General features: G+C 66.2%; 18 protein-coding genes and 2 pseudogenes. 13 read left to right on the top strand and 7 right to left on the bottom strand.

All coding sequences use genetic code 11. The annotated features are described in order from the left end of the window. The first annotated feature begins 307 nt into the window (after window positions 1-307). Entirely contained in the window at window positions 308-2,125 is a 1,818-nt protein-coding gene (locus ACZI8W_RS13805) for a sensor histidine kinase (protein WP_463369055.1), read from the top strand. Between the two features lie 72 nt (window positions 2,126-2,197). Next, window positions 2,198-3,802: a protein kinase domain-containing protein gene (locus ACZI8W_RS13800; protein WP_463369054.1), complete on the top strand. Its 1,605-nt coding sequence runs from the start codon at window positions 2,198-2,200 to the stop codon at window positions 3,800-3,802. Between the two features lie 12 nt (window positions 3,803-3,814). Here ACZI8W_RS13800 and lat read toward each other — a convergent pair whose 3' ends face one another. After that, window positions 3,815-5,152: an L-lysine 6-transaminase gene (gene lat / locus ACZI8W_RS13795; protein ID WP_463369053.1), complete on the bottom strand. Its 1,338-nt coding sequence runs from the start codon at window positions 5,150-5,152 to the stop codon at window positions 3,815-3,817. Window positions 5,153-5,221: 69 nt separating this feature from the next. Continuing rightward, window positions 5,222-5,671, bottom strand: a complete 450-nt coding sequence (locus tag ACZI8W_RS13790) for an Lrp/AsnC family transcriptional regulator (protein ID WP_463369052.1) — start codon at window positions 5,669-5,671, stop codon at window positions 5,222-5,224. Window positions 5,672-5,707: 36 nt separating this feature from the next. Between ACZI8W_RS13790 and amaB the strand changes: the two genes are divergently transcribed. Beyond that, the gene (gene amaB / locus ACZI8W_RS13785; RefSeq protein WP_463369051.1) at window positions 5,708-7,213 is read left to right on the top strand and encodes an L-piperidine-6-carboxylate dehydrogenase; all 1,506 of its coding nucleotides are present in this window, start codon (window positions 5,708-5,710) and stop codon (window positions 7,211-7,213) included. Between the two features lie 9 nt (window positions 7,214-7,222). On the opposite strand, the gene ACZI8W_RS13780 is transcribed toward amaB, so the two are convergent. Continuing rightward, window positions 7,223-7,663: a pyridoxamine 5'-phosphate oxidase family protein gene (locus ACZI8W_RS13780; protein WP_463369050.1), complete on the bottom strand. Its 441-nt coding sequence runs from the start codon at window positions 7,661-7,663 to the stop codon at window positions 7,223-7,225. Then, complete coding sequence (locus ACZI8W_RS13775; protein WP_463369049.1) at window positions 7,660-8,037, bottom strand: hypothetical protein; 378 nt, start codon at window positions 8,035-8,037, stop codon at window positions 7,660-7,662. The genes ACZI8W_RS13780 and ACZI8W_RS13775 overlap by 4 nt, the downstream gene beginning before the upstream one ends. Before the next feature lie 184 nt (window positions 8,038-8,221). Here ACZI8W_RS13775 and ACZI8W_RS13770 point away from each other — a divergent pair. From ACZI8W_RS13770 to ACZI8W_RS13740, 7 genes and pseudogenes are all read left to right on the top strand, one after another. Beyond that, window positions 8,222-8,446 (top strand): annotated as a pseudogene (locus ACZI8W_RS13770) (aldehyde dehydrogenase family protein); the annotation flags it as partial. A gap of 270 nt (window positions 8,447-8,716) precedes the next feature. Then, on the top strand, window positions 8,717-8,953 hold the full coding sequence (locus ACZI8W_RS13765) for a hypothetical protein (protein WP_463369048.1): 237 nt from the start codon (window positions 8,717-8,719) through the stop codon (window positions 8,951-8,953). Between the two features lie 91 nt (window positions 8,954-9,044). Further along, complete coding sequence (locus ACZI8W_RS13760; RefSeq protein ID WP_463369047.1) at window positions 9,045-10,589, top strand: AMP-binding protein; 1,545 nt, start codon at window positions 9,045-9,047, stop codon at window positions 10,587-10,589. Then, window positions 10,586-11,351: pseudogene (locus ACZI8W_RS13755) on the top strand (FAD-binding oxidoreductase). The gene ACZI8W_RS13760 and the pseudogene ACZI8W_RS13755 overlap by 4 nt, the downstream one beginning before the upstream one ends. Before the next feature lie 89 nt (window positions 11,352-11,440). Further along, window positions 11,441-11,995: a hypothetical protein gene (locus tag ACZI8W_RS13750; protein WP_463369122.1), complete on the top strand. Its 555-nt coding sequence runs from the start codon at window positions 11,441-11,443 to the stop codon at window positions 11,993-11,995. 51 nt (window positions 11,996-12,046) lie between these two features. After that, window positions 12,047-16,609, top strand: coding sequence for an ATP-dependent helicase (locus ACZI8W_RS13745; RefSeq protein WP_463369046.1), 4,563 nt, complete (start codon window positions 12,047-12,049; stop codon window positions 16,607-16,609). A 1-nt stretch (window position 16,610) separates the two neighbouring features. After that, on the top strand, window positions 16,611-17,423 hold the full coding sequence (locus ACZI8W_RS13740) for a DNA-formamidopyrimidine glycosylase family protein (protein WP_463369045.1): 813 nt from the start codon (window positions 16,611-16,613) through the stop codon (window positions 17,421-17,423). On the opposite strand, the gene ACZI8W_RS13735 is transcribed toward ACZI8W_RS13740, so the two are convergent. Further along, window positions 17,390-18,019 carry a TetR/AcrR family transcriptional regulator gene (locus ACZI8W_RS13735; protein ID WP_463369044.1) on the bottom strand — a complete coding sequence of 210 codons (630 nt, stop codon included), beginning with the start codon at window positions 18,017-18,019 and terminating at the stop codon, window positions 17,390-17,392. The two genes, ACZI8W_RS13740 and ACZI8W_RS13735, sit on opposite strands and share 34 nt — an antisense overlap. Before the next feature lie 53 nt (window positions 18,020-18,072). Between ACZI8W_RS13735 and ACZI8W_RS13730 the strand changes: the two genes are divergently transcribed. After that, window positions 18,073-19,080, top strand: a complete 1,008-nt coding sequence (locus ACZI8W_RS13730) for an oxygenase MpaB family protein (RefSeq protein WP_463369043.1) — start codon at window positions 18,073-18,075, stop codon at window positions 19,078-19,080. Window positions 19,081-19,113: 33 nt separating this feature from the next. Next, entirely contained in the window at window positions 19,114-19,650 is a 537-nt protein-coding gene (locus ACZI8W_RS13725) for a hypothetical protein (protein WP_463369042.1), read from the top strand. Window positions 19,651-19,660: 10 nt separating this feature from the next. Here ACZI8W_RS13725 and ACZI8W_RS13720 read toward each other — a convergent pair whose 3' ends face one another. After that, window positions 19,661-21,391 carry a glycerol-3-phosphate dehydrogenase/oxidase gene (locus tag ACZI8W_RS13720; RefSeq protein WP_463369041.1) on the bottom strand — a complete coding sequence of 577 codons (1,731 nt, stop codon included), beginning with the start codon at window positions 21,389-21,391 and terminating at the stop codon, window positions 19,661-19,663. A 116-nt stretch (window positions 21,392-21,507) separates the two neighbouring features. On the opposite strand from ACZI8W_RS13720, the gene glpK reads away from it, so the two are divergent. After that, complete coding sequence (glpK, locus tag ACZI8W_RS13715) at window positions 21,508-23,040, top strand: glycerol kinase GlpK (RefSeq protein WP_463369040.1); 1,533 nt, start codon at window positions 21,508-21,510, stop codon at window positions 23,038-23,040. A 224-nt stretch (window positions 23,041-23,264) separates the two neighbouring features. On the opposite strand, the gene ACZI8W_RS13710 is transcribed toward glpK, so the two are convergent. Next, window positions 23,265-24,143, bottom strand: coding sequence for an alpha/beta fold hydrolase (locus ACZI8W_RS13710; RefSeq protein ID WP_463369039.1), 879 nt, complete (start codon window positions 24,141-24,143; stop codon window positions 23,265-23,267). Between the last annotated feature and the right edge of the window lie 147 nt (window positions 24,144-24,290).

The raw sequence follows: 24,290 nt of genomic DNA, 5'->3' as shown, positions 1-24,290 counted from the left end.
CTACCGCTCGAGCGTCTGGACGTCGTGCTTGATCGTCGCATCACTGAGCAGTGCCAACAGGGCGTTGATCGCGTTTACAATGATCACCAACATTTCTCACTCCTTGGTCGTGCGGTGCTTTCGCTACCGCGTCCTGTAGCCGGTGGATCCGGGTTACGACAACAACTTTCCGCCGACGAGCGCCACTGCGAATCCGTGCAGACCCCTTACTTTCTCCCCGCGCGGGTACGGCCTGCGTCTCCGTGCCTCCACGGTGGAGCCGCAGCCGACCGAGGAGGAGACTGGAACGGTTCGACGAGGAGGCTCGATGGGTCGCCGCGCATTTCTACTGCTGACCGCGTACAGCCTTGCGCTGGTTGCGGTGGTGGTGGCAGCCGTCGACTGGTCCGACGCCGCGCGACACGATCCGGCGCGGAGTCTGCTTCTCGGCCCACGCGAGTCGTTCGCCGCGGCGCAGGGCCCATACCTTCCGGTGTTCGGCCCAAGCGAGATGGCACTGTTCGCCGGCGCTGGCGTCGCATTCCTGGTGGCAGGCGCGGTCGCGTGGACATCTCGCCCACGCGACCTGACAGGCATGCTGCTCGTCGTCGCCGGTGCGCTGTGGCTGCTGGGTGGGTTGCGCCGGTCCGGTAATCCGGTCGCATTCACGATCGGGATCATCGCGACGAATCTGTACCTGCCCCTGTTGCTCCAGTCGGTCATCGGTTTTCCGACCGGACGATTGAATCAGCGCTGGGAACGATGGTTCGTCGGCGCGGCGTGGGTATTGGCGCTCCTGGGCGTGATGGCCGAGTGGCTGTACTTCGATCCGCGCGCCGTGGAATCGATGTATCCATCCACCTCGGCGAACCTTCTGCTGATCCACCACGACCCCGAACTCGCCGATGCGATTCAACTCACCGTCGGGGCGGGCGCCGTCCTACTCACGACGATCCTCGTCGGCGTGGTGGTGGTACGCCTCAAACGGGGCTCACCAGCGTATCGAGCTGGGTTCGCCCCGTTCGGAGTCGCATGCGCGATCGCCGGACTTCTCACCATCGCGATCCTCGTCACGGCGGTTCCCGGCCCTACCTACACCTGGATTCTGAATTTGCGTTATCCCGGTGCAGCGCTCTTTCCGCTGGCCGTGGCGATCGGGCTCGTCCGTTACCGGCTCACCCGTGCTGCAGTCACGGACGCGATGGTGGAGATCGGCGACATTCCGATCGACGTCGGCTTCGTCGATGCTCTTCGTCGTGCCGTACACGATCCGAGTCTCACCCTGTGGACCTACCAGGACGGCCTCTACCTCGATTCGGACGGAATTGCCCAGCCCCTTCCCCGACGCTCCCATACGCGAGGCTTCACCGTTCTCGAACACGAGGGAACACCCGTCGGGGCCCTTGTCTACGACACCACTTTGGAAGCCCAACCCGAATTGCTCGCCGCGGTGCGAACCGCGACAAGTCTTGCGCTCGACCACGATCGACTCCAACGAGCCCTCGAGGAGCAACTCGCCGAGGTGCGGCGATCTCGCGAACGCATCGTCGCAGCGGGCGATGTGCAACGACGCCGCCTCGAACGCAACCTGCACGACGGCGCCCAGCAACGACTGGTCGCGGCGTCGCTGCTGCTGCGTCGAGCGCAGCGAACCGACGACGACATGCAGATGCGTGCCCTCCTCGCCGACGGTGCCGCCGAGTTGAACGCCGCCCTGACCGAGCTACGCGACCTCGCGCGTGGTGTCTACCCACCGGTGCTGGCTGAGCGGGGTCTGGCCGTCGCATTGAACTCCCTGGCGGAACGAGCACCGATTCCAGTGCGCGTCGACGATCGTCTCGAGTCACGGTTGCCGAGCCATATCGAACTTGCCGCCTACCTCATCTCGTCCGAGGCGGTGACCAACGCCGCGAAACACTCGTCCGCGACCCTCGTGCGGATCGTGGTATGCCGCGCCGGCGACACACTGCACCTGACCATCGCCGACAACGGGTCCGGCGGTGCCAGGCGAGTTCCCGGTGGCGGATTGGATGGTCTGGCAGATCGCGCCGAAGCCCTCGGTGGCAGCCTGACCCTCGACAGCCCCACTGGAAGCGGCACGACTCTGACGGTCGCCCTGCAGCTCCGCGCGGACGCCGGCACCTGACCGAACAGCACTTCCGCACTACCGCTCCGAGCGGTTCAATGGAGGGAGGGTCATCGGCAGGAGGTGCAGGCGATGACGGTGAGCGGCGGACTCGAGCCCGGCTCGGTGTTTGCCGGATACAGGATCGAGAAGCTGATCGGCATGGGCGGTATGGGTGCCGTCTATCTGGCGGCGCATCCTCACCTACCCCGTACGGTCGCGCTGAAACTTCTCCATCCCGCCCTCACCGCCGACGAGTACGTCGCCACCCGGTTCGAACGCGAAGCCGCTCATGTGGCTCGTCTCGAGCACCCGAACATCGTGCAGATCTACGACCGCGGACGAATCGACGATCGCCTGTGGTTCACCATGCAGTACGTGCCCGGAACCACCGCCGCCGATCTGATCGTCGCCGGGACCACGCCGGTGGAACAAGCCTTGCATATCGTGACCGAAACCGGGAAGGCTCTCGATTACGCGCACCGCGCCGGCGTCCTCCACCGCGATGTGAAACCGGCCAACATCTTGATCGTGGAACCCGCCGGGCCCGGCGAAAGCGAGCGCATCCTGCTCACGGATTTCGGGATTGCGAAGGCTCTCGACGAACCGGGACGTCTCACGCGTACCGGGATGTTCGTCGCGAGCCTGCAGAACGCCGCACCGGAGCAGTTCGACACGACAGTGGCACTCGATGCTCGCGCCGACCTCTATTCGCTCGGGTGCACGTTCTATCACCTGATCACTGGTCGGCCGCCGTACCCGGGTGAGACGCTCCCGCAGTTGTGGCACGGACACGCCCAGAGTCCGATCCCGCGTCCGAGCGCACTGCGCTCCGATATCGGCCCGGCCATCGACGCCGTCGTCGCCCGGGTACTGGCGAAGAATCGGGAGGACCGGTACTCCACATGTCGTGAGTTCTCCGACGCTGTCCGGGCCGCGCTGGTCCACCACTCGGACGCACGGCTCGAACCCACCCAGGTATCGGTCTCACCGATCACATCTGTTGCACGCACCGGTCCCCGGCGCCGACGGAGTCGCCCACTCCGCGTCGTACTCGCCGACGACTCCGTACTTCTCCGGGAAGGGATCCGAAGCCTGCTCAACGATGAGGGTCTCGACGTGGTCGGCGAAGCAGACGATGCCGCCACCCTGCTCGACGCGGTGGCACGGACACGACCCGACATCGCCGTCGTCGATATCCGGATGCCGCCCACCCATACCGTCGAGGGCATCGACGCCGCACGGTCGATCCGGTCCGAATATCCCGAGACCGCAGTGCTGTTGCTGTCGCAGTACGTCGAATCCGAGTACGTGATGGACCTGCTGGCCACCGGCGCCGCGGGTGTGGGCTATCTGCTCAAGGATCGCGTCGGCGATATAGACGAGTTCGTGGACGCACTCCATCGTGTCGCCGACGGCGGGTCGGCCATCGATCCGGGTGTGGTGAGCCGTATGGTGTCGCGTCCGCATTCCGACTCCCGGCCGGTCGACGACCTGTCGACGCGGGAACGCGAGGTGCTCACGCTCATGGCCCAGGGCCGATCCAATCGCGCAATCGGAGCAACGCTGTTCCTCGGGGAACGCACGGTCGAGGCGCACATCCGCTCGATCTTCCTCAAGCTGGGTCTGCATCCGGAGCCAGAGGACCACCGTCGGGTGCTCGCTGTATTGCGACATCTCGAATCGAGCACATCGTGATCACCCCGCAGCTCAGACCGCGGCGGCCAGGACCCTGTCGAGCGCGGCAACCGCCTCGTCGAGTTCGGCACTGGTCACTGTGAGCGGCGGCCGGAAACGGATTCCGCGCTGCCCGGAACCGATCATGAGGACCTGCTCGTCGCGGTAGAGCCGGGCGAGAACGTCATCGCGAGCTTCTTGCGATGGCAGGGTGATCGCGCACATCAGTCCGCGACCTCGCGGTTCGGTGACGACCGGATGCCGCGTCGCGAGCTGCCGCAGCGCGGACAGCAGGTGCGCGCCGGTCGCTCGCGCGTTGTCGACCAGTCCATCGCGCTCGATCACTTCGAAGATGCGGCGGGCACGCACCATGTCGGTCAGATTGCCGCCCCACGTCGAGTTGAGCCGCGACGACACTGCGAACACGTTGTCCGGGATCTCGTCGAGACGCCCTCCGGCCATGATCCCGCACACCTGCGCCTTCTTGCCGAATGCAACGATGTCGGGCTCGATCCCCAGCTGCTGGTACGCCCACATGGTGCCGGTCATACCCACACCGGTCTGTACCTCGTCCACCACCAGCAATGCATCGTGCTCACGGCAGAGCGCCGCGATCTCCTGGAAGAACTCCGGCCGGAAGTGGTGATCGCCGCCCTCTCCCTGGATGGGCTCGGCAATGAAGCACGCGATGTCTCGGGGATGATCGGCGAACGCCGCACGCGCCTGTTCGAGTGCACGGTCCTCTGCCTCGACGACGTCACGTCCGTCCCTCAGGTACGGAGCGTCGATGCGCGGCCAGTCGAACTTCGGAAACCGATCTGTTTTGACGGGATCGGTGTTGGTCAGCGACATCGTGTATCCGGTGCGCCCGTGAAAGGCCTCGGTCAGGTGCAGCACCTTGCTCCCGAGCGCGGGATCGTGACCACGCGTTTCGTTCAGGCGACTCTTCCAGTCGAATGCGGCCTTGAGCGCGTTCTCGACAGCGAGGGCACCACCGTCGATGAAGAACAGATGCGGCAGTGCGGGGTCGCCGAGTACCCGCGCGAACGTGGCGACGAATTCGGCCATGCCCACGGTATAGATGTCGGAGTTGCTGGGCTTGTTGGCAGCCACCACAGCGAGTTCGTCACGGAGGGCCGGGTCGTCTGCCAAGTCGGGATGGTTCATTCCCAGTGCAGACGACGCGAAGAATCCGAACATGTCGAGATAGCAGGTGCGGTCGCGTCGGTCCACGAGTCGCACTCCCCGCGAACGTTCGAGGTCGAGGACGAGGGGAAACCCGTCTGCCAGCATGTGTGTTCCGAGGACGGCGTGTACCCGGTCGGGGGCCACGAGTTCCGCACCGTCCCGATCACGGAATGCAGTGCTCATATTCGCGAGAGTACGCGAACTTTTGCAGCTCATTGGTCGGTTCGATTGAAGATCTGGGCGTCGATGCGGTTACATTGCGTAAAATGTCTGCAGCACAACCGTACTGCGGGTGGCAACATTCGCGGTGGCACGGATCTCCTGGAGGAGATACTCGAGGTCGCGCGGCGTCGCAACACGCACAAGCAGGATATAGCTTTCGTCGCCCGCCACCGAATGACACGATTCGATTGCCTCGATGTGACGCAGACGTGCAGGCGCATCGTCGGGCTGGGACGGATCGAGAGGAGTGATCGCGACGAACGCCGACAGCATGAGGCCGAGCGCGTCCGGGTCCACTTTCGCGGTGTACCCGCGAATCACATTCCGGGACTCCAGCCTGCGCACCCGCGACTGGACTGCGGAAATCGACAGCCCGGCCTTCTCGGCAAGTACCGACAACGTGGCGCGGCCGTCCGCAACCAGTTCGCGCAACAACAACCTATCGATCTCGTCCAGCGATTCTTTCGAAGATTCCGGCACCAGCGCAGGTTAACCGAGCAACAAAGGACTACACCGATGAATGCCACGGACAGTTTCAGCAATCGCGCACGCATCGCAGCGGAGAAATGTGGTGCCACCCTGCCCGGTGGTGCGGGTGCACTGACGGTCACCACACCCATCGACGGCACGGAACTCGCACGTCTGGAACCACACACCGCCGCGCAGATCGACGACGCGATCGGTTCGGCCGCACAGGCTTTCGAGCGGTGGCGCGACGTCCCCGCACCCGTTCGGGGCAGGCTAGTCCGGCGGTTCGGCGACCTACTCGTCGAGCACCGGCACGATCTCGCCGAAATCGTCACGCTCGAAGCCGGCAAGATTCCTTCCGAGGCACTCGGTGAGGTGCAGGAAATGATCGATGTATGCGATTTCGCGGTCGGCCTGTCGCGGCAACTCTACGGGCGCACGATGCCGTCCGAGCGGCCCGGCCACCGCCTGATGGAGACGTGGCATCCCCTCGGTGTGGTCGGCGTGATCTCCGCATTCAACTTCCCGGTGGCGGTATGGTCGTGGAACACCACGATCGCACTGGTGTGCGGCGACCCGGTAGTGTGGAAACCCTCGGAAACCACACCGCTGACCGCCCTCGCGTGCGACGCGTTGCTCCGCCGCGCCGCCGCGGACGTCGATGCCCCCGCCGATCTGCATCATGTCCTGATAGGCGGCGCCACGGCCGGTGAAGCACTCGTCGACGATCCTCGGGTGGCCTTGGTCAGCGCGACCGGTTCGGTTCCGATGGGGCGGATCGTGGGGCCCCGCGTCGCCGCACGGTTCGGCCGCTGCCTGCTCGAACTCGGCGGCAACAACGCCGCGGTCGTCGCCCCGTCGGCAGACCTGGAGTTGACGGTGCGGGGTGTCGTGTTCGCTGCAGCAGGCACCGCCGGGCAGCGCTGCACTACGCTGCGCCGCCTGATCGTCCACCGCTCAATTGCCGACGATCTTGTGGCACGCCTCGCGTCCACGTATACCGGACTCCCGGTGGGAAACCCCTTCGACGAGGGCATTCTCGTGGGACCGCTGATCTCGCCACATGCCTACGACGCGATGCGCTCGGCTCTCGACCGCGCCGAACGCGACGGCGGCGTCGTTGTCGCGGGCGGCCGACCGGTGGAAGTACCGGGCGATGGCGTCTATGTCTCGCCCGCCCTCGTGCGCATGCCCACCCAGACCGAAGTGGTGCGTGAGGAGACGTTCGCGCCGATTCTCTACGTGCTCCCCTACGACGACTTCGACGAAGCGATCGCGCTGCACAACGGTGTTCCCCAAGGTTTGTCGTCATCGATCTTCACCTCCGATCAGCGCGAGGCCGAGCGGTTTCTGGCGCGCTCGGACTGCGGGATCACCAACGTCAACATCGGCACGTCGGGCGCCGAGATCGGTGGTGCATTCGGTGGAGAGAAGGAGACCGGCGGCGGCCGCGAGTCGGGCTCCGACTCGTGGAAGGCTTACATGCGCCGCGCCACCAACACCGTCAACTATTCGGACGAACTCCCCCTCGCGCAGGGCGTCGAGTTCGGGTGAGTGGACAGTTCAGGGACGAGACACCAATTCGGCTCCGACCGGATCGATCTCGATCGTGGCGCCGACGCTCTGCGCATAGTAAGCGTTGCGGAGCCGCCACCGTCTCGCATTCGCGAGCTCGGAGCTCCAACCACCCAGATAGTACTTGCGGGCGATCCGCACCAGCACCGGTGCCGAGGGCACGCCCTCGGTCACGATCGCCCGGCCGCGGATACGCAACTCGTACTCCCCTGCCCGATCGTCTGCGTCGAGCAGGAGAACTACGTCCGGGTCGGCGGCGACGTTGCGCGCAATCACGGTGTCGCGACCGGTGCCGAGATACAGCCGTCCCCGGTGGACGACGAACCACAGCGGCGTCATCACGGGTCTGCCCTTGGGAGACCGGGTCGCTACCCGCGCCACCGTCGTGCGGTCGAGGAACACCTGCGCCACCACATCGTCGGTCTTCATCCGCCCGTCTCCTCCTCGTGCAACGTCGAATAGTCCCATGCTGTCGCGCGACGAGGTTCGAATACGAACCACTGCAGGTCGGCACGCTCGCCCACCGGCGGTTGCGGTGCCGGTCGCAGCCGTCCACGCAGATTCACCGCGCGCAACTCGAACCAGTAGGCCCCGTCGTCGAGGATCACCGAGGCTCGATCGGGCACAGCCTGCCGGCCGAGTTCGGAATTGATGATGCCGACGTGAAGCTCCCCTGTGTCGACGACACGTGCGGGCATCGCCTGAACCACACCGTCCTGGTCGAACGCGACGGCGGCACGACCGTGTCGCACGAGATCCGGCGTGAGCGACGCGGGGTCGACCCGTTGCGTGATGCGCCCCATCGGGCTCCTCCTCCCTGCGGTGCCGCACCGGATCCGGATCGGGGGCCAGCACGAACACTGCGCTGCATATCGTTGCCGGGTAACGAGTTCCGAAAGACTACGAGATGTGTCGCCCACCGTACCTGCACAGGGACACTGCCGTCATACTCCCTGTCGCCGCCGGCTCGGACACGACATCGGAAGCGGCAACAACGCCGCGGTCGTCACCCCGTCGGCAGACCTGGAGTTGACGGTGCCGGGTGTCGTGTTCGCTGCAGCCGGCACCGCCGGGCAGCGCTGCACTACGCTGCGCCGCCTGATCGTCCACCGCTCAATTGCCGACGATCTTGTGGCACGCCTCGCGCCCGTGTATACCGGACTCCCGGTAGGAAACCCCTTCGACGAGGGCATTCTCGTGGGACCGCTGATCTCGCCCGCCCTCGTGCGCATGCCCACCCAGACCGAAGTGGTGCGTGAGGAGACGTTCGCGCCGATCCTCTGCGTGCTCTCCCACGACGACTTTCCCTCGCCGTTACGTCCGAACAACTATTGCATGACCATTCGATTACTCGAGCACGCAGCAGTGGCCACATCCTCATCACGATGTCGAGTTTTCGGCCTCTGCCACGTTATCTCGCTCTCGCTCGGCGCCTCACGCACTTATCATTGAACCTGATTCGGCATGGAGAGGATGTGTGCAATGACTGCAAATCCGATGGATCCGTACCGCACCGGTAAGGGAACGCCGCCGTTCACACTCGCCCCGCCGTCGCGTAAACCGGGTAAACAGAACCCGGCCGCATACGCGAACCCGGCTCCCAAAGTGTTTCCGGCCACGAGTGAAACGGCCGCCAGGGTGACGATGTTGATCATGTACGCGCTGATGACAATCACCATCGTCTTCATCGTCATGCACGAGGCAGACATCTTGATCTAGCGACCCACCCGACGACGTCGCGCATTCGGCCACCACACCGACCGGAACAGGAACTGTGGCACACGCCACATCCTGTGGTAGACCATGGTGCATGTACCCAGGTAACTTCGCCGCCACCACACCGGACAAGCCCGCCATCGTGCGACCGGCCACCGGCGAGTCACTCACCTACCGGCAACTCGACGAGAACTCGATCCGGCTCGCAAAGTACCTGCGGGGACTCGGACTGAAACCCGGCGACCACATCGCGCTCATCTCCGACAACGACCTGCGCGTGATGGAGGTGTATTGGGCAGCACTGCGCTCGGGCCTGTACATCACCGTCGTCAACTGGCACCTCACCGCGCCCGAGGCCGCCTACGTGGTCGGCGACTGCGGCGCGAAGGCCCTGATCGTCTCTGCTCCGGCCGCCGGCGCCGTGGACATGTCCGCCGACGCGTATCCGAACGTCGAACACCGCCTCGTGTACGGGGGAGAACTGCCCGGATTCGAGGATTACACGCAGGCCGTCGAGCGTTTCGACACCACACCTCTCGACGATCAGCCGCGCGGTCAGGACATGCTGTATTCCTCCGGTACCACCGGCCGCCCCAAGGGGATCAAACCGAAGTTGCCCGACGGACAGGTTCAGGACATCCCCGACCCCTACACGGCGGTGTTCGCCCCGATGTACGGATTCGACTCGGACACGGTGTACCTGTGCCCTGCACCGCTGTATCACGCTGCACCACTGCGCTTCTGCGGCACCATCCAGTCTGTGGGCGGAACCGTGATCCTCATGGACAGCTTCGATGCCGAACAGGCGCTCGCGCTGATCGACCGATACAAGGTTACCGCCAGTCAGTGGGTGCCGACCATGTTCGTGCGCATGCTCAAGCTTCCTGAGGAAAGCCGCGCGAAGTACGACGTGTCGAGCATGCAGGTCGCCATCCACGCGGCAGCTCCGTGCCCGCCCGAGATCAAGCGGGCGATGATCGAGTGGTGGGGCCCGGTGATCAACGAGTACTACGCCTCCACCGAAGGCTCCGGCGCGACCTTCATCAACTCCGAGCAGGCTCTTGCCCGGCCGGGTTCGGTCGGACACGACGGTGTGATGGGACACGTTCGCATCTGCGGGGAGGACGGTCGGGAACTGCCCACCGGGTCGATCGGGACCGTGTGGTGGGAACGCGACGAACGTCCGTTCGAGTACCACAACGATCCGGAGAAGACCGAGAAGGCAACGCATCCCGACCATCCGACGTGGACGACAAGCGGCGACATCGGGTATCTGGACGAGGACCGGTTCCTGTATCTCACCGATCGCGCGGCATTCATGATCATCTCGGGTGGTGTGAACATCTACCCGCAGGAATCCGAGAACGTCCTCACTCTGCACCCGAAGGTGTTCGATGTCGCGGTCATCGGAGTGCCGAACGAGGAGATGGGTGAAGAGGTCAAGGCGGTCGTGCAACTCGCCGAGGGTGTCGAGCCCGGGCCTGAAGTCGAGGAGGAACTGCTCGAGTACGTGCGGTCCAGGGTGTCGAAGTTCAAGGCTCCGCGCAGCATCGACTTCTCCGATGACCTGCCCCGCACCCCCACCGGCAAGCTCGTCAAGCACAAGCTGCGAGCCCGGTACGCTCCGGCGGTGTCGTGACGTCGTCCAGCGCGGATCCGAGCACCCTGGCCAGGCAACTCCCGGCCGGGGTGCTCGTCACCGATCCCGACATCCTCGCCGGCTACCGGCACGATCGCGCGTTCGACCCGGCCACACGCACCGCCGTCGCACAACCCGGTTTGCTCAATGCCGAGGTCAAGGCGGCCGCAGCCGACCACGGCCTGTGGTACCCGCCGGACCCGTCGTCGTTCGAGATCTGCTCCATCGGCGGCAACGCCGCGACCAACGCGGGCGGGCTGTGCTGCGTCAAGTACGGGGTGACATCCGACTATGTGCTCGGGCTCGAGGTGGTCCTCGCCGACGGCACCGCGGTACGACTCGGAGGACCCCGTGCGGCGGATGGCCATTCCCGCGGTCGAACAACTCGGCAGCCTCCTCCTCGAAGACGTGGGAGTGCCGTTGCCGATGCTCCCCGCACTCGTCGCGGGCGTGGCGGAGATCGCCCGCCTCAACGCAGTGACGGTCGCGGTGATCACGCATGCGGGAGACGGAAACACCCACCCGCTGATCGTCTACGACCCCGAGGACGAGAAGATGACGGAGCAAGCACACGCTGCCTTCGGTCAGATCATGGATCTCGCGATCGACCTCGGTGGCACCATCACCGGGGAGCACGGTGTGGGCAGGCTCGAGAAACCCTGGTTACCCGCTCAGGTGGGGCCCGACGTCATGGCGTTGACCCACCTGATCAAGAACGCCCTCGATCCCCGTTCGATCCTCAACCCAGGGGCTGTCCTGTGACGAAGAGCCAACCGACCGACCCCGCGACCAGCCCGATCCGCACCGCGATGCCGCCGTGGCAGAGAACACGCCATAATCGGGGCGTGAACATGCGTACGCCAGAGTCCGGTACCGATCTTCCGCTGCGCGATACCCGGTATCGGGAGCTCGAGCTCTACCCCGAGTTCGACTTCGTCACCGCCTGGTTGCGCGACTACGTCCGATCGACGATCGACAATGCACGCATCAGCGAGCGCGAGTACTGGTCTGTCGTGTGTCTGCCCTCCGTCGGTGCATCGGACGAAGGCCATCGCATGATCAGTGTCCACGCCGGCGACCAGGAAATTGCGTGCCTGTACGTCGACACCAGCATCCGCGAGGACAGGCAGGTGGGCGGCTTCGTCACCGTCGATACACGCGTCCTCGAGCGGTCGTGCGGCGCCGATATCGACCGGATCGCCGCGGGCTCTCCGGCACTGAGCGTGCACCGTAGCGGCGATCAGGTGTCGATCGGGTGGAGTGAGACGCCGGCGAGTCGCGAGCAGTTCGATGCGCTCCCGTGGCGGCCCGCGGCGCACGAACTCGTCCGCCGGTTGATGCGGAACGGCAGGAACTACTGGGCGGATGCGCACTGCCCGCAGCTCGCCATGTTCGCTCTGGAGTAGCGGCCCCGAGTAGTTCGCGAACCTGTCGGACCTCGGGTGCACCATGGAGTGGTGACCGACGTCCTCGCCCGTTTCTCCGCTCCCACCCGGGAGTGGTTCGACGGCGCTTTCGACGCACCCACATCCGCCCAGCTCGGCGCGTGGGATGCAATCTCGTCGGGTGCGCACACTCTCGTCGTCGCGCCCACCGGTTCGGGTAAGACGCTGTCTGCGTTCCTGTGGTCACTGGACAGGCTCGCTGCACGCCCTGAGGCAACCGATGCGCCACGCGAACACCGCACCCGGGTGCTTTACATCTCGCCCCTGAAAGCGCTCGGGGTCGACGTCGAACGCAATCTCCGGGCGCCTCTCGTCGGTATCACTCAGACCGCGAAACGGCTCGGCCTGATGCCCCCCGAGATCACCGTGGGTGTCCGCTCCGGCGACACCTCGCAGGCCGACCGCCGCAAGCTTGCCCGCACTCCCCCCGACATCCTCATCACTACCCCCGAGTCGCTGTTCCTCATGCTCACCTCGGCCACGCGCGAGAGCCTCGCCGGCATCGAATCGGTGATCGTCGACGAAGTGCACGCCGTCGCCGGAACCAAACGCGGCGCGCATCTCGCGCTGTCCCTCGAACGTCTCGACCTGCTGTTGCCGAAGCCTGCGCAGCGGATCGGGCTGTCCGCGACCGTGCGCCCGCACGAGGAGGTGGGGCGCTTCCTCGTCGGCGGCGCACCCATCCGGATCGTGGCCCCGCCCGCAGCCAAGACCTGGGACCTCACCGTCCAGGTTCCGGTCGCGGACATGACCGAGCTCGGAGTGTCCCATCCGAATGAGGACTCTGAATCGCCCACTCCCCAGGCAGGGTCGATCTGGCCGCACGTCGAAGAACAGATCGTCGATCTCGTCACCGCCCACCGTTCGACGATCGTGTTCGCGAACTCGCGGCGACTGTCCGAGCGGTTGACCGGCCGGCTCAACGAGATCTACACCGAACGCATCGGCAGCACCGTCGACCGCGAGTCCGCGCCGCCCGCGCTCCTGGGCGCATCCACCGAGGTGACCTACGGCGCCGAACCCGTTCTCGCCCGAGCCCACCACGGTTCGGTGAGCAAAGACCAACGGGCTCTCATCGAAGATGATCTGAAGTCGGGCCGGCTGCGCTGCGTCGTGGCGACGTCGAGTCTCGAACTCGGTATCGACATGGGCGCGGTGGATCTCGTCATCCAGGTCGAGGCCCCACCGTCCGTGGCGAGCGGGTTGCAGCGGGTGGGCCGGGCCGGGCACCAGGTCGGCGAGACGTCGCGCGGAGTGCTGTTCCCCAAGCACCGCACCGACCTGATCCACTGCGCCGTCACCGTGGAGCGGATGGTCGCCGGGCACATCGAGGCCCTGCAGGTCCCTGCGAACCCTCTCGATGTGCTCGCGCAGCAGACGGTGGCGGCAGCCGCGCTCGAACCGATCGATGTCGACGACTGGTTCGACACCGTCCGGCGGAGCGGGTCGTTTGCATCACTGTCGCGGAGCGTCTTCGAATCGGTGCTCGATCTGCTCTCGGGCCGCTACCCGTCCGACGAGTTCGCCGAGCTACGTCCCCGCGTGGTGTGGGACCGCACCGACTCCACGCTGTCGGGCCGGCCCGGAGCGCAACGTCTCGCCGTCACCTCCGGCGGGACCATCCCCGATCGTGGCCTGTTCACCGTGTACATGGTGGGCGAGAAGAACACCCGGGTCGGGGAACTCGACGAGGAGATGGTCTACGAGTCGCGAGTCGGCGACGTGTTCGCGCTCGGCGCGACCAGCTGGCGGATCGAGGAGATCACGTTCGACCGGGTGCTCGTGTCCCCCGCGTTCGGCCGCGCCGGGCGGCTGCCGTTCTGGCACGGAGACAACCAAGGGCGCCCCGCCGAGCTCGGCGCGGCGCTCGGCGCGTTCATCCGCGAGCTCGGCCATGCAGCGCCCGACGACGCCGCCTCGCGATGCCGGGCCGGCGGGCTCGACGACTACGCGACCGCGAATCTGATCGGCCTCCTCGACGAGCAACGCACCGCCACCGGCCACCTCCCCACCGACCGCACCCTGGTCGTCGAGCGTTTCCGCGACGAACTCGGCGACTGGCGTCTCGTCCTGCATTCCCCGTTCGGTCTGCGCGTCCACGCACCGTGGGCTCTCGCGGTCGGGGCGCGCCTGCTCGACCGGTTCGGTGTCGAGGCGCATCCATCGCCGTCCGACGACGGCATCATCGTCCGGCTGCCCGACACCGAGGACGACCCGCCGGGCGCCGCCATCTTCGTCTTCGACCACGACGAGATCGAGGATCTGGTCACCGAGCAGGTCGGTGGCTCGTCCCTGTTCGCATCCCGGTTCCGTGAATGTGCGGCGCGCGCGTTGCTGCTGCCGCGGCGCAACCCCGGTAAGCGGGCGCCGCTGTGGCAGCAGCGTCAGCGTTCCGCGCAACTGCTCGATGTGGCCCGACGGTACCCGAGTTTCCCGATCCTGCTCGAGACGGTGCGCGAATGCTTGCAGGACGTCTACGACCTTCCCGCGCTGCGTGCGCTTCTCGGCCGTGTCGCGCGGCGGCAGATCCGGCTCGTCGAGGTCGAGACCCCCACGGCGTCGCCGTTCGCGACCTCGCTGCTGTTCGACTACGTCGGGGCGTTCCTCTACGAGGGCGACAGTCCGCTCGCCGAGCGGCGCGCGGCGGCACTGTCCCTCGATTCGACGTTGCTCGCCGAGTTGCTCGGCCGGGTCGAGCTGCGCGAACTGCTCGACGCCGACGTGATCGATCAGGCCGAGCTCGAGTTGCAGCGACTGGTGCCGGAGCGGCGCGCTCGGGATGCGGAGGGCGTCGCGGATCTGCTGCGGCTGCTGGGGCCGCTCACCGACACCGAGCTGCGGGAACGCAGCACCGACGATCCGGGTTCGTGGCTCGCCGACCTGTCGGCGCAGCGACGCGTGCTGCACGTGTCGTACGCAGGCGAGAAATGGTGGGCAGCAATCGAAGACGCATCGCGTCTGCGCGACGCGCTCGGTGTGCCCTTGCCGATCGGCGTGCCCACGGCGTTCGTCGAACCGGTCGCGGATCCGCTCGGCGATCTCGTTGCCCGTCACGCCCGGACACACGGTCCGTTCACTTCCGAGGCGGTGGGGGCCCGCTTCGGTCTCGGTACTGCCGTCGTCGAATCCGTTCTGCAGCGGTTGGCCGACGAGAGGCGCGTCACCTCGGGTGAGTTCCGTCCCGGCGCCACCGGGCCCGAGTGGTGCGACAGTGAGGTCCTCCGCCGTCTGCGTCGACGGTCCTTGGCCGCGGCACGCCAGGAAGTCGAGCCGGTGAGCACCGCAACTCTCGGTCGGTTCCTGCCCGACTGGCATCATCTCGGACGGGGGCCGGGCGCGAGTGCGCTGTACGGTCTCGACGGTGTCGCGGCCGTCGCCGAGCAGATCGCGGGTGTCCCTATCCCTGCGAGCGCCCTCGAACCGCTGATTCTCGCGCCGCGAGTGCGCGATTACTCACCCGCGATGCTCGACGAGTTGACGTCGAACGGCGAGATCGTCTGGTCCGGTGCCGGCTCGATCTCGGGCAAGGACGGCTGGATCGCGCTGCACCCCGCCGACCTCGCTCCCGCCACGCTCGCGCCGGCCGACGACATCGAGACGACCGGTCTCCACCGGGCGATCCTCGAGTCCCTCTCGGGTGGAGGCGCATACTTCTTCAGGCAGCTCGGGGACGCGGTGAAAGCGCTCGAACCGGACGCCACCGACACGGCGCTGGCTGCAGCGATGTGGGATCTGGTGTGGAGCGGGCACCTCGCCGGCGACACACTCGCACCGCTGCGCGCCCTCATCGGCGACACGTCGCGCGCCACGCCCGCGCACCGCACACCGCGGAGGGCTCCCCGCGCCCGCATGTACCAGGCGCGTCCGGTCGTTCCGTCTCGCTCGGGGCCGCCTACGGTGGCCGGCCGCTGGTCGCTGCTGCCGGAGCGTGAGACCGATCCGACGGTGCGTGCCCACACCACCGCCGAGCTGTTCCTCGAGCGGTACGGGGTGGTGACCCGAGGTGCCGTGACGAGCGAATCCGTTGCGGGGGGGTTCGCGCTCATGTACAAGGTGCTCAGCCGATTCGAGGAAACAGGCCGGTGCCGGCGGGGGTATTTCGTCGATTCGCTCGGCGGAGCGCAGTTCTCGACCCCCGACGTGGTGGATCGGCTGCGCTCGTTCTCCGATTCTCTCGAAGGCCGCCACACCAGCACCGAGGCGGTGACGCTCGCCGCGTGCGATCCCGCCAACCCGTACGGTGCCGCACTCCCCTGGCCGAAAGCAGCGGCGGAGACCGCGAACACGTCGAAGCATCGGCCGGGACGGAAAGCCGGTGGCCTCGTGGTGCTGGTCGACGGCAGCCTCGTGGTGTTCGTCGAGCGCGGTGGCCGGACCTTACTCACCTTCTCCGACGATCCCGGCCGACTACGCATCGCGTTCGCATCGCTCGCCCACACCGTCAAGAACGGTGGCGTCGACAAGATCGTCGTCGAGAAGATCGACGGCGCTTCGATCCACGGTCATGCCCTCGCGGACCTGCTCGGCGAGGCCGGGTTCTCCGCGACACCACGCGGGTATCGGCTGAGGTCCTGACATGCCCGAAGGCGACACGGTGCTCCAGGCGGCAACACGGCTGCACGCGGCACTCGCAGGAAACATCCTGACCGAGAGCGATTTCCGGGTCCCGCGGTTCGCGACGACAGATCTCACCGGCGAGACAGTGGAGGAAGTCGCCGCGCGCGGAAAGCACATTCTGGTTCGCCTGCCACACCGCACTTTTCACTCGCACCTGATGATGGACGGGCAGTGGCACGTATATGAGCGCGGAAGCCGCTGGCGCAAGCCGGGTTTCCGGGCCCGTGCGGTACTCGGCACCGAACGGATGCAGGCGGTGGGATTCGACCTCGGCATCGTCGAAGTGCTCCCTCGCGAGAAGGAAACCGACGCGGTCGGGCACCTCGGACCGGACCTGCTCGGGCCCGACTGGGATCCGGTGCGTGCGGCCGGAAATCTCGCGCGTGAGCCGGACCGTCCGATCGGGCTTGCGCTGCTCGACCAGCGCATCATGGCCGGCGTGGGCAACGTCTACCGCAGCGAACTGTGTTTCCTGCGCGGAGTCGATCCCGCGACACCGGTACGAGAGGCCGGTGATCCGACCGCGTGGGCCGAACTCGCACACCGCGTATTGCACACCAACCGGAACAGGGCCGAAAGGGTCACGACCGGCGATCCGCGACGAGGACGCCAACTATGGGTGTACGGGCGCCGCGGCCAACCGTGTCGGCGTTGCGGACGGCGCATCGAATCGGGAGCCTTGGCCGATCCAGGCAGCCTCATGAACAGCCGCGCTGCGGCAGGTGCCGAACGCGTCGTCTACCGCTGCCCCGGCTGCCAGCCGCCGCGTTGAGCATCGTGCGCGGCGCGCTCGAGAAGCGCAACACAGTGGCGCACGAACGCCTCCCGCCCGACAGTGATTGCCCCGTCGAGATATCCCATGAACAGGCTGGTCAAGGCACCGACGAGCCCTACGGCCACCATGTTGCGGACGGCGTCGTCGCCGATCTCGGTGAGTTGGGCGCTGACGAGTGAGACGAACACCGGTGCGAGTTCGACGCCCCTCCCGCTGATCGCGGGTTCACGAAGCGGCGCGAGCAGAAGCACGCGACCCATCGCCGGTTCGTCGACCATCAGGGCCACGAAGGCCCGGACCGCCGCTTCCGCCCGGCGTGCACGCTCCGCCGAATCCACCGCTGTCACCAGTGCGTCGCGGGCGCGTTCGCCCACGAGTGCGTACACCTCCCGGACGAATGCGTCGCGGTCGGTGAAACTCTCGTAGAAATAGCGTTCGGTGAGTTCGGCGGCCCGGCACACCGCGCGCACATTCGCGACGGATCCGTCGGGGGCGCCGATGAGGGCGATCCCCGCGTCGAGGAGACGTTCCCTGCGGACACGCCGGCGTTCGTCGAGCCCGATTCCCGCCCAGCTTCGGCGCGTGGTGTCCACCGTGTGCAATTCCCGTCGTTGACTACCTGTCCACCGGATCCTAACCTGACAACATGCGTAGTCAGAGCTCTTCGCAGGACGCCGAGTCCCCCCGGCCCCTCGGGCCTGAGTCCCCCCGACCCCTCGGGCCTGAGTCCCCCCGACCCCTCGGGCCTGAGTCACTGACCTGGAAGTATTTCGGTGGATGGCGCGGGATGCTGTTCGGCCCGTGGGCCGGGTCGATGCAGAACATGCACCCCGGTCTCGGCGCCGGCGTCGAGGATCACTCGCAGTTCTTCGACGAGCGCTTCGAACGGCTCTACCGGTCGCTGTACCCGATCTACGGGGTCGTCTTCGACGGTGAACGCGCTCCCGAGACTGCCAGGCAGGTCCGCGGCTACCACAACACGATCAAGGGTGTCGACAAGTTGGGCCGCACGTACCACGCGCTCGACCCCGGCACCTTCTACTGGGCACACGCCACGTTCTTCTACAGCCTCGTGGTGTCCATCGAATGGTTCGAGGGGCCGCTCGCCCTCGAGCAGAAGCACCGGTTGTTCGACGAGCACGTCCAGTGGTACCGCCTCTACGGCATGCCGATGAAGTCGGTCCCTGAATCGTGGGAGGCGTTCATCGAGTACTGGGACGACATGTGCCACAACACCCTCGAAGACAACAAGGCCACCCGCGACGTTCTCGACCTGTCGAATCTCGACCGGCCGCCGTTCCTGCGCTGGTTCCCCGAATCGGTGTGGAAGGTCGTGCGCCCACCGGTCACCCTCGGATTCATCTGGCTCACGGTGGGCCTGTACGACCAGGCCGTGCGCGACCTCCTCGGATACAGCTGGAGCCCCCGCGAGGAGAAACTCCACCGATTGATCGGCCGGGCCATCGGACTCGGGAACCGGCTGGTGCCCTGGCGGTATCGCTACCACCCGCGCGCCCGCGCCGGTTGGGATCGCGCGGCCGGCCGCATCACGGCGGATGCGCCGCTCGTGCACACCCCCGCCCGGAACCTGCCGCCGATCGATCGTCGCGACTCTCCCATGCACTACAGCCCGAACCTTTCCGAACAACGCTGACATTTTCGCCCGGCGCATGCCACGCTGGTCGGTATGGGCTTCGACGCCAATGCGTTACTCCACGGGCCGTTGTTCTCCCGAGGCACGCCGCTCGACCGCACCAATGCCGCCAGCCGCATCAGCGCGTATGTCTACGGCAATGTGCTGGTTCTGGCTGTGCTCATCCCGATCGTCCCGGGACCGAACTACGTCGGAATCGCGATCGTCGTCGGCACCGCCCTGTCGACGTTCGTGGCACACGCCTTCGCTGAATCGGTAGGACACAGCGTCCGCCAGGGCAGCCACCTCACCGCCGCCGAACGGCGGGCGGAGGTGCGTGACTCGGTGCCGATCCTCACCTCCGCGGTGGTTCCGTGCGTCATCCTCGCCGTCGGATGGCTCGGCTGGATCGAGCCACGCACCGCTCAGTTGCTCGCGGAACTCGCGATGCTGGTGCGGATCGGCAGCATCGCGTTCGTGATCGGACGGCTCAACGGCGAGCGTCCCGGCACTCGACTGTTGATGACCGCGGCTGCGTTGACCCTGGTGGGGGCGACGGTCGTGGTGGTGAAGGTTCTACTCACGCACTGATCACGTCACGTCACTTCACGGGTACCGGTTCGAGGATCTCCGCACGAGCCTCGGGAGCCGCTGCGCGCAACGCATCAGCGGATTCGTCGTCGAGCCGGCTCTGCGAATCGATCTCGGCTTCGACCCGGGCCCGATACGTCTCGACCTCCCGGTCGGTCACCGCGTCGTCCCACCCGAGGATCGGCGCCACCAGATGCGCGACCTGTTCCGCGCAGTGCATGCCCCGGTGCGGATACTCGATCGAGATCCGGGTTCGGCGGGCAAGGATGTCCTCGAGATGCAGCGCACCTTCGGCAGCGGCCGCATAGACGGCCTCCACCTGGAGGTACAGCGGAGCGTCGGTGATCGGCTCGAGCAGTTCTGGCCGGTCCTGGGCGCATGCGAGCACGTCGTCGATGAGTGAGCCGTACCGGTCGAGGAGGTGCTTGACCCGGTACGGGTGGAGTCCGTGCTGCTCGGCGAGGTGCATCGTCTGATTGACCAAGGCAAAGTACCCGTCTGCCCCGAGGAGCGGCACCTTTTCGGTGATCGACGGCGCAATACGCGACGGAATGTCCTCGGCGGCGAGATCCACCGCGTCCTCGGCCATCACACGGTAGGTCGTGTACTTGCCACCGGCGATCGCCACCAGCCCGGGCGACACCCGCGCGACCGCATGTTCACGCGACAGTTTCGACGTCTCGTCGCTCTCCCCCGCCAGCAACGGGCGCAGGCCCGCGTAGACCCCGTCGATGTCGTCGTGGGTGATCGGGACGACGAGCACACGGTTGACGTGGTCGAGGATGTAGTCGATGTCGGCTTTCGTCGCGGCCGGGTGTGCCAGATCGAGGTTCCAGTCGGTGTCGGTGGTGCCGATGATCCAGTGGTTTCCCCACGGGATGACGAACAGCACCGACTTCTCGGTCCGCAGGATGATCGCCGAGTCGCTCACGATCCGGTCGCGCGGGACCACGATGTGCACGCCCTTCGACGCACGCACCCGGAACCGGCCGCGCTGGCGCGACAACGCCTGGATTTCGTCGGTCCACACCCCGGTCGCGTTGATGACCACGTGGGCGCGCACTTCGGTGACGGAGCCGTCTTCGCTGTCGCGTACCCGCACACCCGACACCCGGTCGGCTTCGCGCAGGAACCCGACGACCTGGGTCGAGGGTCGCACGACCGCACCGTACTGGGCCGCCGTCCGCGCGACCGTCATGGTGTGGCGGGCATCGTCGACGACCGTGTCGTAGTAGCGGATCCCGCCGACAAGCGAATTGCGTTTGAGCCCCGGCGCCATCCTCAGCGCACCCGAGCGCGTCAGGTGTTTCTGCGCGGGAACGGATTTCGCTCCGCCCATCCGGTCGTAGAGGAAGATCCCGGCCGCCATGTACGGCCGCTCCCATCCACGGTGAGTGAGCGGGAACAGGAACTTCAGCGGCTTGACCAGGTGCGGCGCGAGCGTCGACAGCGACAGCTCGCGTTCACGCAACGCCTCGCGGACCAGGCCGAACTCCAGTTGCTCGAGGTATCGCAGGCCCCCGTGGAACATTTTCGACGACCGGCTCGACGTGCCCGACGCGAAGTCACGTGCCTCGACGAGTGCCACGCGCAGGCCGCGGGTCGCGGCGTCGAGTGCGGCCCCCGCACCGACGACACCACCACCGATCACGACGACGTCGAACTGCTCGTCGCCGAGTCGTCGCCATGCGTCCTCGCGCTGCTGCGGACCGAGAATCTGTACACCTGATTGGTTGGTCACCGCACCGCTCCCTCAGTCGCCGACATGTCCTGCACAACGCTAGTAGGTTCGACCGCACAGTGCTGTGCCAGTGACCTTGCTGGGCCAGTGAACGCCTTCCGACCTCGAGGATCCCTGTGAAACAGAACGACACAGCGAGCCAGTACATCGCCGCGATCGACCAGGGCACTACGTCCAGCCGATGCATCATCTTCGACCACGACGGGCGTGTCGTGTCGGTTGCCCAGAAGGAACACCGGCAGATCTTCCCGCAGGCCGGCTGGGTCGAGCATGATCCCGAGGAACTGTGGCTCAACACTCGCGAGGTGGGTGCTGCAGCACTCGCGAAGGCAGATCTGCGCAGGAAGGACATCGCGGCGATTGGGATCACCAACCAGCGTGAGACCACGATCGTGTGGGATCGCGCCACCGGAGAGCCGGTCTACAACGCGATCGTGTGGCAGGACACCCGGACCGATCAGCTGGTGGAGCGACTGGCGGGAGACGCCGGGCCCGATCGGTATCGGGCCACCACGGGGTTGCCGTTGTCCACCTATTTCTCCGGCCCGAAGGTCCGCTGGATCCTCGACAATGTCGACGGCGCCCGGGAGAAGGCTGAGGCGGGCCACCTCGCGTTCGGCACGGTCGATACCTGGATCCTGTGGCACCTCACCGGTGGGGCCGGGCAGGACGGTAATCCGCCGGGCGTCCACGTCACGGACGTGACCAATGCGTCGCGCACGATGCTGATGGATCTCGAGACCCTGCAGTGGGACCCGAAGATCTGTGCGGATTTCGGGGTTCCGATGTCCATGCTGCCGGAGATTCGCAGTTCGTCGGAGGTGTACGGCCATGCACGCGAGCGTGGTCCGCTCGCCGGGGTTCCCGTTGCCGGCATCCTCGGCGACCAGCAGGCCGCCACCTTCGGGCAAGCGTGCCTGACTCCCGGCGAGGCCAAGAATACCTACGGCACAGGCAATTTCCTTCTCCTCAACACCGGGACGACGCCGGTGCACAGCACACACGGTCTGCTCACCACCGTGTGCTATCGCATCGGTGATGCCGACGCCGTGTACGCCCTGGAAGGGTCGATCGCGGTGACCGGATCGCTGGTGCAGTGGCTCCGGGACAATCTCGGCATCATCGACTCCGCGGCCGAGATCGAGACGCTCGCGTCGGCGGTACCCGACAACGGCGGCGCTTACATCGTTCCGGCGTTCTCCGGGCTTTTCGCGCCGCACTGGCGACCGGACGCCCGCGGCGTGATCGTGGGCCTCACCCGGTTCGTCGACAAGCGTCACCTGGCCCGGGCCGCTCTCGAGTCCACCGCATTCCAGACCCGAGAGGTGCTCGAAGCGATGCGCGCCGATTCTCGGGTGGAGCTGAGTACCCTCAAGGTCGACGGCGGCATGGTCGCGAACGAGTTGCTCATGCAGTTCCAGGCCGACATGCTCGCAGTTCCGGTGGTACGACCCGTCGTGGCGGAAACCACAGCGCTGGGGGCGGCCTACGCCGCGGGCCTCGCCGTCGGATACTGGAGTGGCGAGGAGGACATCCGGCGGAACTGGGCGGCCGGCAAGACGTGGGAACCGACCATGGCCGCGAGCGACCGTGAAAGTCTCTACGCCACATGGAACAGGGCGGTCGAGCGCACCTACGACTGGGCCTGATCCACCCCACCGGATAGTTTCCCTCGCCGTCACTTCGCGCAATCGGTCGTCCGACCTACTCGGGGATCTCCTCGTCCGCCTTCGTCCAGACGAACGGCTCGAGTCCTTGTTCCACGCATCGGCCCAACCGCGAATGGCGTGTTCGAGGATTGAACGCTGGTGTGGTGGCCGCGCTGGAGCAGTTCGCGGATGACATCCGCGCACCACCGTTCGACCCGATTCAATCAACGAAGTAGGAACTCGAGTGCGACACGCTCGAACGCTTCTTTGGCCTCGACCATCACCCAGTGGCCGCAGTTCGGGAAAATATGAAGTTCGGCGTTGGGTGCCAAGCGAAGTGGAACGAGCGGCATGTCGGGCGGGCACTGCCGGTCCTCGAGTCCCCAGGTGAACAGGGTCGGGCACTGAACCTTCCGCATCATCGACCAATACGGCGGTGCGTCAGATCTTTCGAGGGCCCGCTGTTGCGCGGCAGCTGCTTCGGACCCATACATCGCGGCAAGCGCCTTGTGGGAGGCAGAGTCCTGCGCGGCTTCCCACCGCTCGTCGATACGTTCCTCCGTGAGAACAGCAGGGTCGTAGACCATACAGTTGAGCCAACGCACCAGCTTCTCACGACTGGGGTGGTCAGCGAAGTCGCGCAGCAGTCGAGTGCCTTCACTCGGAGCCTGGCTGAAAATGTTCGATCCGACACCGCCGATCGTGATGAGTTTCGTAACTCGGTCGGGATGCTGCATCGCGACCTGGACGCCAACGACACCACCCATCGAATTTCCAACGATCGCAGCAGTTTCGATACCGACCGCATCCATGAACCGCGTCACCGACGCACCGGCTGTGAAAACTGGGTGGCCGTCCACCGGATCACTGACGCCGAACCCAGGAAACTCCAGCACGTAGCAATGGAACTGCTGCGCAAATGCGGCGAGGTTTCCCCGGTAGTTGCGCCATCCACTGACTCCGATACCTGAGCCGTGCAGCAGAAGCAGAGGTGGACCGTCGCCGGCCTCGTGATACCGCAGCACCCCTTCACTGGTAGCGATTTCCCTCTTGCTCTCCTCGTAGCCGAATTCCTCAGTTCGGGATTCGATCGTCGTGGACATACAACTCCTTCCCCCTGTAGCGACGAGCACGTCGTCGTGGCGCACCCAAGCTCCGTGGCGTGGGCATCCGCTGGCTTCACCTTCGGTCGAGCGACACGGCGAGCGTATCAACTAGTTGTCAATTATCAATAGAATTCCATACGAACT

The sequence above is a fragment of the Rhodococcus ruitaii genome (genome assembly GCF_055230935.1).
Note: the sequence above shows the minus strand (reverse complement) of the source record. Positions and strands in the feature narration are given on the sequence as shown.